Genomic DNA, 13559 nt, shown 5'->3' with positions numbered 1-13559 from the left:
CTTTTTCTTGTTTCATCTGAAAGCGTTATATTTGTTCGCAAAATGAAATATTCGCTAAATGTAATTTTTAATAGATAAAAGCAATGAAAAAAACAGTGTTAATGGCAGTAGCGGGATTAATGTCGCTGGCTGCTTGTCAGAATCAGACGGGGTATACCGTCAAAGGAACAGCAGAAGGAGTTGCCGATGGAGAATATGTTTACCTGCAAGACTTTGTAGACGGAAACCTCGTTCCGGCAGACTCGGTGGAAGTGAAAAACGGAACATTCGAATTTACTTGTACACCCGATTCATTGATTAAAGTACGTTATGTGACTTATGCCACGGATAATAGCCGCATGGTTGCTACTTTCTTTTCTGAAAACGGAACGATCAATGTGGCGCTGAACCCGGAAGCAAGCCGCGTATCGGGTACTTCGTATAACGACCTTTTCCAGAAGATTATGGACGATTACATGGCTTCAAGACAGGAAATGAATACCATCTGGGAGCAAATGATGAAGATGGACTCTACGCTGACTAAGGCACAGCGCGACTCGATGAGCCAAGTGCTCGACAAGATGGATACCGAAAACATGGATAAGATGTTTACTACGATATCCGATAACGTAACCAACCCCGTTGGCGTTCATCTGTTGGCTTCGTTCGGTTATGCTTTCGATGCCGTGAAAGTTCAGCCGCTGTTGGCTCAAGTTCCTGCCGGATATGCAGCCGATAAAGACCTTGCAGCCTTGAAAGAATACGTGGAAACGGTGGTAAAAACATCCGTAGGGCAGAATTACATCGATTTCGCCATGCCTACTCCCGATGGTAAAGAAATTAAACTTTCTGACTACGTTGCCAAGAACAAATATACCTTGATTGATTTTTGGGCAAGCTGGTGCGGTCCTTGCCGCATGGAGATGCCCAATGTGGTAGCCGCTTATGCCAAGTACAAGGCAAAAGGACTTGAAATCGTAGGTGTTTCGTTAGACAGCAATCTTGAAAGCTGGAAGAAAGCTATTAAGGATTTGAACATTACATGGCCGCAGATGTCTGATTTGAAGGGATGGAAGAGTGCAGGTGCAGGCTTGTACGGCGTCCGTTCAATCCCGGCAACGGTGCTGGTAGACGGACAAGGCAAAATCGTAGCCCGCAATTTGCGTGGAGAAGAATTGGATGCCAAATTGGGCGAACTTTTGAAATAATCATTTATAGAAATACATCACATCGCTCAGCCAACCGATTCGTCAGGAGTCGGTTGGCTTTTTTTATGTTTTTCGATGGCAAAACGCTACCGCTTGCGTCATTCAGCGCTACCGCTTGCGTTCCATACTTCTATTCGATAAACCCCTTAATGCTACCTATAGAATTTTTTGATACGTTGAGAGCCTGTTTTACTTTATCGGAAAATTTAAACGGTTCTAAGATGACGATTTTTCAGCTTGCTTATCAGGAGGAGTTGCTTGTTTTTAAGATAAAAATTGTATACATTTTTATGGATTTGTACAGCGTTTAAGCAGGCTTTGATAGGTTACTATTTGAAATCAGAGTTGAACCATTGTCTGTTATGTTTATAGATGAAAACCTGCTCTTCTCTTCCTTTGGTCTTATCCCGCAACCACAGTAAAGCATTTTTTGGCGCATTGAATGTTATATGCTTGGATGTAGCGGCTTTTGTCCCTAATGATTTCCATCCGTCAGGTCCGTCTTGATATAACAACTCATATACATCTCCTTCCCATACATAGTTGTCGTCGGTTCTCGTGACGTAATAAATACTTCTTATCGATTGCGGTCTTTCAAGAGCAAACACCAAAGGTTCTATGATGCCTTCCGAAGTCAGGTATAAGAAAGATAATATGTCTCCATCTGTAACATGTTCAATATAAGGGAGAAGCGTGACGGGTTTCATGCGTATTTCTTTTTCAAGCGAAGTGTCTTCATATAGTTTGATTTCTGCAACTTGCAATATGCCTGTGGGAGGTACATATCTTATGTATCGTATAGGATTCGTATTATTTGATGGTGACGGTGAGCGACTTTAACGTGCAGCAGGATTTGGTGAGCAGTGCTGAAGAGGCACTTGAACTTGCCGAGCTTGCTTATGACCAGACCCGCAGGCGCTTCATTATCGGGCAGGCGGACATAAACAGTCTGACACTCTCGTTGAACCGCCAGCAGGAGGCACAGAAGAACTACATCGGGGCGTTGCAGAATTATTGGTTGAATTATTATAAAATACGCAAGCTCACGCTCCACGATTTTGAAAGCGGATTTTCATTGGCTGACCATTTCGACTTTGACAGGGGGACTTACCGATGAGACAGGACACAGAAGATAAGAAGACCTTTTCCTCGTTCACCCTGATTGTGACGTTCGTTTGCCTGTCGCTGGTGGGACTGGCGTTGGCTCCGCTGCTTCCGGTGAAGCTGTCGCCTTCGCATACCATGCCGGGGCTGACTGTTTCTTTCTCCATGCCGGGAAATTCGGCACGGCTGATAGAGTCGGAGGTGACGAGCAGGCTGGAAGGTGTGCTTTCGCGCGTGGGCGGGATACGGAACATTTATTCCACGTCCGATAACGGGAGCGGTTCCGTCAGCATGGAACTGGACAAGTATGCCGACATAGACATGACCCGTTTTGAAGTGTCTACGTTGGTGCGTCAGTTGTGGCCGCAGCTTCCCGAAGGTGTCAGCTATCCGCAGATTTCCACCTGGCGTTCCGATGACCGCTCATCGCGTCCTTTCATGACCTATACGCTGAATGCTCCCGCAACACCGATTGTCATCCAGCGCTACGGAGAAGAAAAGATTAAACCGGCACTGGCGCAGATAAAGGGCATCTATAAGGTGGAGTTGAGCGGCGCCACCCCGATGGAGTGGAGATTGGTTTTCGACAATGACCGGTTGTCACGCGCCGGCATCTCGGTGGGAGACATCAGCCGTGCCGTTGCCGAGCATTACGGGAAAGAATTTCTGGGCATTTGTCAGACAAGTGAGGGTGGTGAATGGATCAGGCTGGTACGTACAGCGGAAGGCGAGGAGAACAACTTCGACCCTTCTTCCATCTGGGTTGCCAACAAGGACGGAGAAGGTATTCCCCTTGACAAATTGATAAAGGTGGTGCATACGGAGGAAGAGCCTTCCGGCTATTTCCGTATCAATGGGCTGAACTCCGTTTACCTTTCGATTACCGCCGAGGAGACCGCCAACCAGCTCACCCTGTCCGAAAAAATTAAGGAGGTGATGTCGGAAGTCCAGCGGAAGATGCCGGCAGGCTATGAGGTGCATACCAGCTACGATGCTACCGACTATATCGGCAAGGAGTTGGATACAATCTATTTTCGTACGGGCATTACTGTACTGATTCTGCTGCTGTTCGTCGCCGTGATAACCCGTAACCTCCGTTACCTCCTCCTGATTGTCCTCAGTCTGGCGGTGAATATATCCGTGGCAGTGATACTCTATTATGTTTGCGGACTGGAGATTCAGCTTTACTCGCTGGCGGGCATTACCATCTCGTTGAATCTGGTTATCGACAACACCATTGTCATGACCGACCATATCTTGCGCCGCCATAACCTGAAAGCCTTCATGTCGATACTGGCGGCGACGCTTACCACCATCGGAGCTTTGGTGATTATCTTCTTTCTTGACGAAAAAATCCGGCTTAACCTGCAGGACTTTGCGGCGGTTGTTATCATCAACCTTGCCATCTCACTCCTCGTAGCCCTGTTCTTTGTGCCTCCGGTAATAGAGAAAATCAGCCTGCGGCGTTCTGCTCCCCTTCATCCGCGTCTGCGGCTCAAGCGTGTTACGGTAGGTTTTACCCGTTTCTACCGGGTGATGATTGGTGCGTTGTGCCGCCACCGTGTCATTGCGTGCTTCATCCTGTTGCTTGCTTTCGGCATACCGGTGTTCATGCTTCCCGAAAAGATTGAGCAGGCGGAAGAGAAAGGCCGATGGGCGGAACTGTATAACAAGGTGTTCGACAATGCCACTTACCGCGAGGACGTGAAGCCGGTAGTCGACAAGGTATTGGGCGGAACCCTGCGCCTGTTCGTGGAGAAAGTATATAACGGCAGCTATTTCGGGCGCGACGAGAGTGAAGTGGTGCTGTCGGTAAACGCCACGTTGCCCAACGGAAGCACGCTGGAGCAGATGAACACGCTGGTAAAAAGGATGGAGACTTTTCTGAGTGAGTTTAAGGAGATCAGACAGTTCCAGACATCCATATACGATGCCCGTCATGCTTCCATCCAGATCTTTTTCAAGAAGGAGCACCAGCACAGCGGTTTCCCCTACGTATTGAAATCGAATATCATAAGCAAGGCACTGATGCTGGGCGGCGGAAGCTGGAGCGTGTACGGGTTGCAGGATCAGGGATTCAGCAACGACGTCCGCGAGTCTGCCGGCAGTTTCCGGGTAAAGATGTATGGCTACAATTACGACGAACTGAATCATTGGGCGGACGAGATGAAGAAGCTCCTGCTTGCCCACCGCCGTATCAAAGAGGTGACGGTCAACTCCGAATTTTCTTACTGGAAAGATGATTACAGCGAGTTTTTCCTGCAGTTCGACAAGGAACGTATGGCAAAGGAGAATCTCACGGCGGAAGAGCTGTTCGCCGTGCTTCAGCCCGTTTTCATGCACGGGCAGGCTGTGGGGACTATCGTTTACGAAAACCGTTTGGAGTACCTCCGGCTTTCTTCGCGCCAGAGTACGGACTATGACGTGTGGAGTCTGATGGAAGTGCCCTTCGTAATTAACGGGAAATCCTATAAACTGTCCGATTTCGCAGTCGTGGCTAAGGAGCAGGCACCCAAGAAGGTGGCGAAAGAAAACCAGCAGTATGTGCTTTGCCTGCAATACGAGTACATCGGTTCCACGGAACAAGGCAGAAAATTGCTGAAGAAAGATGTGGAGATTCTCAAGGCGCGTCTGCCGATGGGGTACACGGTGGAGATACAGGACTACTATTGGAACTGGGGTGAAAATAACTCCGGGCAATACTTGTTGCTGCTGATAGTGATAGCCATCATCTTTTTCATATCGGCTATCCTGTTCAACTCGCTGAAGCAGCCTCTGGCAATCATATTCGTCATCCCGATTTCGTACATCGGCGTGTTCCTTACCTTCTACCTGTTCGGGCTGAACTTCGATCAGGGCGGTTTTGCCGCATTCATTTTGCTGTGCGGCATCACGGTAAACGCCAGCATCTACATCCTGAACGAGTACAACGCCATCCGCAGACGATACCCGCTGCTGGACGAACGCCGTGCCTACACCAAAGCATGGAATGTAAAGATAATTCCGATATTCCTGACAGTAGTGTCCACCGTGCTGGGCTTCATTCCCTTCATGATAGGAGAGGAGAAAGAAGGCTTCTGGTTCCCGCTTGCTGCAGGGACAATCGGCGGGCTGGTAATGTCAGTCGTCGGAATCTTTTTCTATCTCCCCATCTTCTCTTTAAAAAAAGTGCGTAAAGGCATACCCCGTCGGATATGATTCAGAGCCTGAAAAACGCTACCCATAGAACCGATGGACACTATGGGTAGAACCGGGCAACACTACCGTTAGAAATGACCAACGCTAACGGTAGTGTTTTTTTTGATATAACAGCAGGAAAAATTCCCTTGTATATCAGGTAGAAACATTAAAATGAGATTCAATGTGATTCTGACGGTTTCACGCTGTGTTTTGAGGACATCCTGATTGGCAAGGACGTTCCTTTGGTTCTTTGTTGTTATATGTATGCTATTTGTATTCCAAAACAAAGTAATAACGATTGGTTTAGATGATGGTAATCGTGTAAAGATTCAGCAATAGAAGCGTCTGTTTCGTCAATAAAGTCAACTTTCTATGTCTTGAATTATGTCTAACTCACGTTAAATAGCTTCTCTGTTATTGAAACAAATTATACTATAAGGAAACATTATTCAAAAAATTGCGTATATTTGTTTGTTAGAAACTGTCGGATTAAAAAAATACGGATTTTGATAACCAATTATTCCGATGGAGTAAGGACAATGCGTGTTTGTTTTTGTAGATTTTAATGCGCGTTTTGTGCGCTTGCTTGTAATGAAAAAGTATTAGCTATATGAATATAAAAGTACGTTTGATTGTAATGAATTTTCTGCAATTTGCAGTGTGGGGAGCTTATTTGACTTCGATGGGAACTTATCTTGCCCGGGTAGGGTTGGGTAATTATATTGGGCTTTTCTATGCGATGCAGGGAATTGTATCTTTGTTTATGCCGGCTATATTAGGCATTATTGCCGACCGCTGGATACCGGCTCAGCGTTTGTTAGGAGTCAGTCATTTATTGGCAGCGTTGTTTATGGCGGGTGCGGGGTATTACGGACTGACGGCGGGCAATGATGTTTCGCTTACCGTATTGTTTGCATTTTATTCCATGAGCGTGGCTTTTTACATGCCTACATTGGCTCTGTCCAACTCGGTGGCATATACTGCGCTTGATAAGGCAGGACTTGATACAATCAAATCTTTCCCTCCGATTCGTACTTTTGGAACCATCGGATTTATTTGTTCGATGTGGCTGGTAGATTTGCTTGGCTTTCAAGATAATTACATGCAGTTCTTTACATGTGCCGCGTGGGGAGTAGTTTTAGCAGCTTATGCTAATACTTTGCCCGATTGCCCAGTAAATCGGGAAGCCGGCGAAAAGAAATCGCTGGTCGAGGCATTAGGCCTGCGTGCTTTTCTGCTGTTTAAAAATAAAAGAATGGCGATATTCTTCGTTTTCTCCATGTTGCTGGGGGTGTCTCTCCAGATAACCAACGGATTTGCCAATCCTTTCATAACCAGTTTTAATGCACTGCCCGAATATGCCGATACCTTTGGTGTACAACATGCCAACTTGCTGATTTCTATTTCACAGATTAGTGAGACTTGCTGTATTTTGTTGATACCTTTCTTTTTAAGTCGTTTTGGCATCAAGAAAGTGATGCTTATAGCGATGGGGGCATGGGTATTACGTTTCGGATTGTTCGGACTGGGCGATCCGGGTAATGGAGTCTGGATGTTCATTCTTTCGATGCTGGTTTATGGAGTGGCTTTCGATTTCTTCAATATTTCAGGCTCGTTGTTTGTCGATAAAGAGACCGACTTGTCTATCCGCTCAAGTGCGCAAGGGTTGTTTATTATCATGACAAACGGTATAGGCGCTACCGTCGGTACGTTGAGTGCTCAAGCCGTAGTAAATTATTTTGTCGATTTCGACAGCTCTCTGCCTCAGGTTGAAGGCTGGAGCTGTGCGTGGTTTGTATTTGCTGCTTATGCGTTAGTGGTAGCTGTTGTTTTTGCTTTTGTATTTAAAGATAAATATGAACATATCAATAAAGTTTCTTCAAAAGGAGAGCAAGTAAAATGAAAGAAGTAGAATTAAAGTATTTGGATATGTCAACAGTATTGAAGCCATCGGACGCTTATGCTGTTGTTTTGGAAGAAATCGGGGGTGCACACCGTAGGTTGGCTTTAATTATCGGAACTTGGGAAGCTCAAGCGATTCGGGTTGTACAGATGCCTTACCGTATGCCTCGTCCGTTTACGCATGATTTGATTTTAGATATTTTACACGAAGAAGGTATGTTTATCCGTAAAGCCTTGATTTATGAGGTAAAAGATGGTGTGTACTATTCGTACCTTTATATTACGCGCTCAGACAATACTGAATTTAAAATAGATGCCCGTACCACTGATGTCATATCTTTGTCGTTGCGCAAGATGTTCCCGATTTATGTGTATGAAGATATTCTGGAACGTGAAAAGTTGCGCGATTTGATGTCAGACCAAACGTTTGGCTTGACGGTGAACTCTGTTGATATGAAGATGCTGAAAACGGCATTGGAGGAAGCAGTTAGCCGCGAAGATTATGAAACGGCTTCGCAGTTACGCGATGAAATCAAGCGTAGGGAAGAGACCGATACGGACGACGAACAGACGGAATGATTTTGCACCTTTAAATTCTATATTTTATGAAAACACAACTTAGAAATTGGACCTTATTATTGGTCGTGACGTTATTGGCAGTAGCCTGCTCAACAGAAAAGAAACAGTATGTAAACGTAATTCCTGCTGATGCGTCGTTAGTCGCTTCTTTCAATATGCGGCAGATGATTGAAAAGTGCGCACTCTCAGAAGCCGACACCAAGCAGTTGCAAGACGAAATCGGGAAAGCAATCAAAAATGAAATGGCTGGCAATGATGTTGATCTGATCAACAAAATCATGGCCAATCCGTCTGAAAGCGGTATCGACTGGCGAGAAAATTTATATGTTTTCGCAATGCCCGGAGGTAATATTACAGGAATTGTTGTGGCTGTATCGGACAAGAGCAAGTTGGAAGAGGCTATGAATGTACTGGTGAGCCAAAATGCTTGCAAGCCCTTTAAGGATGGAGCCGGTTTTTCTTATACCACGGTTGAAGAACAGTCGTTGATTGCTTATAATGAAACGACCTTGTTGGTGCTTCTGTCTCAAGTTTCGGAAGAGGTAGAAACGTTGGAAAGCAAAGCGGATGAGTGGCTGAATGCGTCGGAGAATACGTATGCTGAAACCGAATCTTTTAAAAAACTTGTCGAAATAGGAGGAGATATTGCCCTTATCGCCTCAACGGATATATTACCGCAGCAATACTTGTCAATGGTAAAAATGAGTTTGCCCGAACAAATCGACTTAAAAAATATCAAGTCGGCAGTTGCCGTTCGTTTTGAGCAGGGGAAAATGATAATGGATGCAGAGAATTTCTACACCGATAAGACTGTTGAGTCGATGGTAAAAGAGCAAATGAAAATATATGCCGGAAAAGTGGATGATACATTCATGGAAAAGTATCCGAACGATGCAATGTTGTGGATGGGTATTAACCTGAACGGAAAAGAGTTGTATACTTATTTGCTGAACAATAATGTGTTAGGCACAAAACTGAAAAGCGGTTCATTGCCTATCGATGTAGAAAAAATGGTGAGCGCTATCGACGGTCAGGTTGCTTTGGGTATAGGTTCGGATGCTTCGATTCCATCCATCGGACTTTATGCAGAAGTCAACAATGATGATTTCTTACAGGATTTGTCACAATGGAAACCGATACTGGATTTGCAGAAAATCAGTTATGGAGTAGAAGATGGAGTGTTTTATTTGACCAATCAGAAAGAAGTTTCAGCTGAAAATTCCTTGAAGAAAGCTCCGTGGGCAAGAGAAGCAGACGGCAAGTTATTTTTCATGATGATTGATTTCCGCTCATGGGGAGGACTGTTGGCAAGTCAGACCCGCGGCGTTGAAGGAGCGGTTATTAAGATGTTGTCTGAATATATCGACTATGTTACGGTGAGTGCTGACGACGCTACACACTCATCGCTTACATTCATTATGAGAGATAAAGAAAAGAATGTCTTGGAACAATGGGTGAACGCCGTGAAGAAAATGAATGGAATGAACGAGTGAGTTTTCGCGGAAAACCTTTATCTTTGTGCGTAAGTTAGATTAAAGAAAAGAAACTATATGCACGTATTTTATACTCCGGATATTACCGTCGACGGAGAGTTGCCGGAAGAAGAGGCAGGACACTGCCTTCGGGTGTTGCGCTTAGGCGTAGGCGATGAGGTGATGCTTACCGACGGTAAAGGATTTTTTTATAAAGCGGTAATCACTGCCGCTACGGGCAAGCGTTGTCAAGTGAAGGTGGTCGAAACCATTGGTCAAGCTCCGTTGTGGAACGGTCATCTTCATTTGGCAATGGCTCCCACTAAAAATATGGACAGAATCGAGTGGTTCGCAGAAAAAGCTACTGAAATAGGGTTTGATGAACTGAGTTTTGTGAACTGCCGTTTTTCCGAGCGCAAGGTTATCAAGACCGAACGCATTGAAAAGATAGTGGTTTCGGCAGTAAAACAATCGCTGAAAGCACGTAAGCCTCTTGTGAACGAATTGACAGATTTCGGGAAATTTATTCAGCAAAAGTTCGAAGGCCAGAAGTTTATTGCCCATTGTTATGAAGGCGAAAAACCACTGTTGAAAGATGTACTCATCCCCGGAAAAGATGCTGTGGTTTTAATCGGACCTGAAGGCGATTTCAGTCCGGAAGAAGTTCAGAAAGCAGAAGCTGCCGGCTTTCAAGCTATCAGTTTAGGGAAATCTCGCCTGCGCACCGAAACGGCTGCGTTGGTGGCGGTACATATCATGAATTTATTTAATCAGAATTAGCATGAGACGGTATAATGTTGCGATATGGATAGGAATCTTCATGCTGTTGCTTGCATCGTGTACCGACGGTAGTAAATATGTTTTAGCCTTGCCGGACGATGCGGCATTGGTGGCTTCTGTCAACCTGAAAACGCTTTCTCAGAAGGCGGGATTGAACGATGAAAAGGAAAAAAGCGTAGCCCGGAAACTGAAAGCCGTATTGGGAAGCGATTTAAGTTCTCAGGAGTTGGTAGATAAAATCATACAAAACCCTTCGGAAAGCGGTATCGCATTGGAAGATAACATCTATTTTTTTGTGAGGAAACAGGCTGCCTCTGCCGGCGTGTTGGCACGTGTGTCAAGCCGGAGCGCGGTTGCAGATTTGCTGGAGGCTTTCCATGAACAACAACTGTGCGGTGCTTTGCGTGAAAGCGGAGGATGTACATGGACGGTGATGGGGAATACCCTGATCGCTTACTCCGATATAGCTTTGGTGGCTATGACTCCTTTGCAGCAAGGCGAAGCGAAAGACTTGCAATATCAGGCAGAAAGACTGTTGCGCCAAAAAGAAGGGGAAGGGTTTGCGTCGACTCCCGATTATCAAAAGATGATGGAATCAAAAGGCGATATCGTTACGCTTGCTTCGCTGGAGTTGCTTCCGTCTGAATATGTTACCCCGCTGACAATGGGAGTCTCGGCAGAGTTGAAACTGAAAGACGTGAAGGCGTTGGCTACACTGAGCTTTGAAAACGGAAAGGCAGTGGCAGACATTATTCCTGTAATAACAGACGGGGTGATGAATGATTTGCTGGAGAAACAATTAAAGGCTTGCTCAGTCTTGAAAGGACATTATCTGGATACATTTTCTTCAAATACGGGAGTGTGGATGGCAATGAACATCGATGGCGGGCAAATCTTCAGCCTGCTGAACGAAAACCCTACGATGCGCCGCCAGTTCAAAACATCAATGATTCCGCTTGATTTTGCTGCAATCTTCAATGCGGTGAAAGGCGATGTAACAATCGCTTTCCCGAATCCTTTGCGCAGTCGTGACTTCATAATGTATGCCGATGTAGTAAACCGCGATTTCCTTCAAACGTTCGAAGCACTTAAACCATTGGTTGCAATGAGTGGAGGACAGGTAAAGTTACTTAATAAAGGTCAAGATGCATACGAGTTTCGGGCTGTCGATGCTGCGATGCTGAATTTGGGAAAAGGTCCGATGGCTCTCTGGTTCGGGGTGAAAGACAATCGCTTTTATCTGACAAACAATGACCAACTGGTAGGAAAGAAACCTTTGGGATGGTCGTTGCGTGATACTGAATGGGGAGGCGGAGTGACCGGAAAACGTTTCTTTGGCGCAGTGAATTTTGCCGGAATGACGGGAGGTCTGGGATATCTCACGGCAGAATCGCCCGATGGAAAGAACATCCATATCGAATGGGTGATGAAAGACAAGCAGGTTAATGTATTGCAACAATTAGTGCAAATAGTAGGTTTTTAAGACGTAATTAGAGTGAATACGATTGAATTACAACAAACATTGCCGGAAGTGTTTGCCGGACGAGACAGCATCGTTTCGGATATTTGGCATAAACAGGTAGCCTTACAGCGCGGAAAGACTTACCTGATTGAGGCTGCTTCGGGGACGGGAAAGTCTTCTTTGTGCAGCTTTATCTACGGATACCGCCGCGATTATCAGGGAATTATTTGTTTCGACGGAGAAAATATACGCAACTATTCGGTGTTCCAGTGGGTTGCTGTCCGCAAACGTTCGATAAGTATGCTCTTTCAGGAACTTCGTTTGTTTGGTGAACTGACTGCGTGGGAGAACGTCCAGTTGAAAAATACCCTTACCGGCTATGCCGATAAGAAGCAAATCAGACAGTGGTTTGAGGCATTGGGAATTTCCGATAAGTGGAATGAAAGGATAGATAAAATGTCATTCGGGCAGCAACAGCGGGTAGCCTTTATCCGCGCATTGTGCCAGCCTTTTGATTTCATTTTTTTAGATGAACCGATCAGCCACCTTGACGATGGGAACAGTCGGATTATGAGTGAAATTCTTATCGAAGAAACTAAAAAACAAGGGGCGGGAATCGTGGTTACGTCTATCGGCAAACACCTCCCGCTAAATTATGACAGAATTATTTCTTTGTAACTATGGTTTGGAAATTACTGAAACAGCATATCAGTGCGGCACAGTTGGCGGGATTCTTTTTTGCCAATCTCTGCGGAATGGTTATCGTGTTGCTTAGCGTACAGTTTTATGGTGATGTGTTGCCTGTATTCACACAGGGCGACAGTTTCATGAAGAAAGATTACTTGGTGGTAAGCAAGAAAGTCAGTACGTTAGGCTCGGTGGTGGGGAAGAGCAGCACCTTCTCGGAAGGGGACATTGCCGATATGGAAGAACAACCCTTCACGAAAGCTGTGGGAACTTTCACGCCTGCACGGTTTAAGGTGTACGGCGGACTGGGTGTACAAGGTATGCAACTGTCTACGGCTATGTTTTTTGAGTCTGTTCCAAACCGCTTTGTCGATGTGAAGTTAAACGATTGGACGTTTAAAGAAGGGCAGGAAGAAATTCCGATTATCATCCCGCGCAATTATTTGAATCTTTATAACTTCGGATTTGCCCAAAGCCGGAATCTTCCGCAGTTATCCGAAGGGGTGATGGGGATGATGTCTCTCGACATCCGTATAAGCGGACGCGGGCAGGTAAAAGCCATGAAAGGACGTATCGTGGGATTCTCAAACCGCCTGAACACCATTCTTGTGCCTGAAGACTTCATGCTGTGGGCGAACCGCACGTATGGGGATAACGAAACAAACCGTCCCTCACGTTTGATTGTGGAAGTCGATAATCCGACCGACGAGCGTATTGCCCAATACTTTAAAGACAATGGTTATGAAACCGAAGGCGATAAGTTAGACTCCGGAAAAACGGCTTGGTTCTTAAAAGTAATCGTAAGCATCGTGTTATCCGTAGGTCTGCTGATAAGTATTCTTTCTTTCTATATCCTGATGCTCAGTATCTATTTGCTTTTACAGAAGAATACCGTAAAGTTAGAAAACCTCCTGCTCATCGGATACAGTCCTTCGCGCGTGGCTCGTCCTTACCAAGCGATGAGCATCGGGCTGAACCTGCTGGTTTTCGTTCTGAGTATGGCAGCGGTTGTGGCGATTCGCTCGGTGTACCTCGATGTTATTGGGAAAATTTTCCCGGATTTGCCCCCAAGTTCGCTACTGTCCTCGTGCGTGGCGGGCGGCATTCTGTTCTTACTCGTGTCGTGTCTGAACGTTTGGGCAATTCGCCGTAAGGTCAATTCCATTTGGATTCGCAAGTAATTCTTTTCGCAGAGTCGGCAAACGG

Annotated in this window: 10 protein-coding genes and 1 pseudogene; 10 read left to right on the top strand and 1 reads right to left on the bottom strand. The window is 45.6% G+C overall.

The window, feature by feature from the left end:
* Positions 1-83: 83 nt before the first annotated feature.
* A complete protein-coding gene (locus tag H9626_RS02780) occupies positions 84-1187 on the top strand; it encodes a TlpA disulfide reductase family protein (protein WP_191709510.1) in 1104 nt (367 codons plus the stop codon).
* Positions 1188-1516: 329 nt separating this feature from the next.
* On the opposite strand, the gene H9626_RS02775 is transcribed toward H9626_RS02780, so the two are convergent.
* Positions 1517-1894, bottom strand: coding sequence for a hypothetical protein (locus tag H9626_RS02775; protein WP_191709509.1), 378 nt, complete (start codon positions 1892-1894; stop codon positions 1517-1519).
* Between the two features lie 107 nt (positions 1895-2001).
* Here H9626_RS02775 and H9626_RS02770 point away from each other — a divergent pair.
* The 9 genes and pseudogenes from H9626_RS02770 to H9626_RS02730 all read left to right on the top strand — a co-directional run.
* Positions 2002-2304, top strand: a pseudogene (locus H9626_RS02770) (TolC family protein); the annotation flags it as partial.
* Positions 2301-5489 carry an efflux RND transporter permease subunit gene (locus tag H9626_RS02765; RefSeq protein WP_191709508.1) on the top strand — a complete coding sequence of 1063 codons (3189 nt, stop codon included), beginning with the start codon at positions 2301-2303 and terminating at the stop codon, positions 5487-5489. The pseudogene H9626_RS02770 and the gene H9626_RS02765, both read left to right, overlap by 4 nt.
* 592 nt (positions 5490-6081) lie before the next feature.
* Positions 6082-7374 carry an MFS transporter gene (locus H9626_RS02760; protein ID WP_191709507.1) on the top strand — a complete coding sequence of 431 codons (1293 nt, stop codon included), beginning with the start codon at positions 6082-6084 and terminating at the stop codon, positions 7372-7374.
* On the top strand, positions 7371-7952 hold the full coding sequence (locus tag H9626_RS02755) for a bifunctional nuclease family protein (RefSeq protein WP_191709506.1): 582 nt from the start codon (positions 7371-7373) through the stop codon (positions 7950-7952). The genes H9626_RS02760 and H9626_RS02755 overlap by 4 nt, the downstream gene beginning before the upstream one ends.
* A gap of 26 nt (positions 7953-7978) precedes the next feature.
* Positions 7979-9445 (top strand): DUF4836 family protein, encoded by a 1467-nt coding sequence (locus tag H9626_RS02750; RefSeq protein ID WP_191709505.1) that lies wholly within the window; start codon positions 7979-7981, stop codon positions 9443-9445.
* A gap of 57 nt (positions 9446-9502) precedes the next feature.
* Positions 9503-10204 (top strand): 16S rRNA (uracil(1498)-N(3))-methyltransferase, encoded by a 702-nt coding sequence (locus tag H9626_RS02745; RefSeq protein WP_191709504.1) that lies wholly within the window; start codon positions 9503-9505, stop codon positions 10202-10204.
* Position 10205: 1 nt separating this feature from the next.
* Positions 10206-11687, top strand: a complete 1482-nt coding sequence (locus H9626_RS02740) for a DUF4836 family protein (protein WP_191709503.1) — start codon at positions 10206-10208, stop codon at positions 11685-11687.
* Positions 11688-11699: 12 nt separating this feature from the next.
* Positions 11700-12344: an ATP-binding cassette domain-containing protein gene (locus tag H9626_RS02735; protein WP_191709502.1), complete on the top strand. Its 645-nt coding sequence runs from the start codon at positions 11700-11702 to the stop codon at positions 12342-12344.
* 2 nt (positions 12345-12346) lie between these two features.
* A complete protein-coding gene (locus H9626_RS02730; RefSeq protein ID WP_191709501.1) occupies positions 12347-13534 on the top strand; it encodes a transporter in 1188 nt (395 codons plus the stop codon).
* Positions 13535-13559 lie beyond the last annotated feature (25 nt).

The organism is Phocaeicola faecium (assembly GCF_014837055.1).
GTDB classification, from domain to species: Bacteria; Bacteroidota; Bacteroidia; order Bacteroidales; family Bacteroidaceae; genus Phocaeicola; species Phocaeicola gallinarum.
Note: the sequence above shows the minus strand (reverse complement) of the source record. Positions and strands in the feature narration are given on the sequence as shown.

Excerpts from the sequence above, each read along its gene's own strand:
- H9626_RS02740 (WP_191709503.1), top strand. The coding sequence starts at position 10,206 with ATGAGACGGTATAATGTTGCGATATGGATAGGAATCTTCATGCTGTTG.
- H9626_RS02750 (WP_191709505.1), top strand. The coding sequence starts at position 7,979 with ATGAAAACACAACTTAGAAATTGGACCTTATTATTGGTCGTGACGTTA.
- H9626_RS02745 (WP_191709504.1), top strand. The coding sequence starts at position 9,503 with ATGCACGTATTTTATACTCCGGATATTACCGTCGACGGAGAGTTGCCG.
- H9626_RS02755 (WP_191709506.1), top strand. The coding sequence starts at position 7,371 with ATGAAAGAAGTAGAATTAAAGTATTTGGATATGTCAACAGTATTGAAG.
- H9626_RS02780 (WP_191709510.1), top strand. The coding sequence starts at position 84 with ATGAAAAAAACAGTGTTAATGGCAGTAGCGGGATTAATGTCGCTGGCT.
- H9626_RS02760 (WP_191709507.1), top strand. The coding sequence starts at position 6,082 with ATGAATATAAAAGTACGTTTGATTGTAATGAATTTTCTGCAATTTGCA.
- H9626_RS02775 (WP_191709509.1), bottom strand. The coding sequence starts at position 1,894 with ATGAAACCCGTCACGCTTCTCCCTTATATTGAACATGTTACAGATGGA.
- H9626_RS02730 (WP_191709501.1), top strand. The coding sequence starts at position 12,347 with ATGGTTTGGAAATTACTGAAACAGCATATCAGTGCGGCACAGTTGGCG.
- H9626_RS02765 (WP_191709508.1), top strand. The coding sequence starts at position 2,301 with ATGAGACAGGACACAGAAGATAAGAAGACCTTTTCCTCGTTCACCCTG.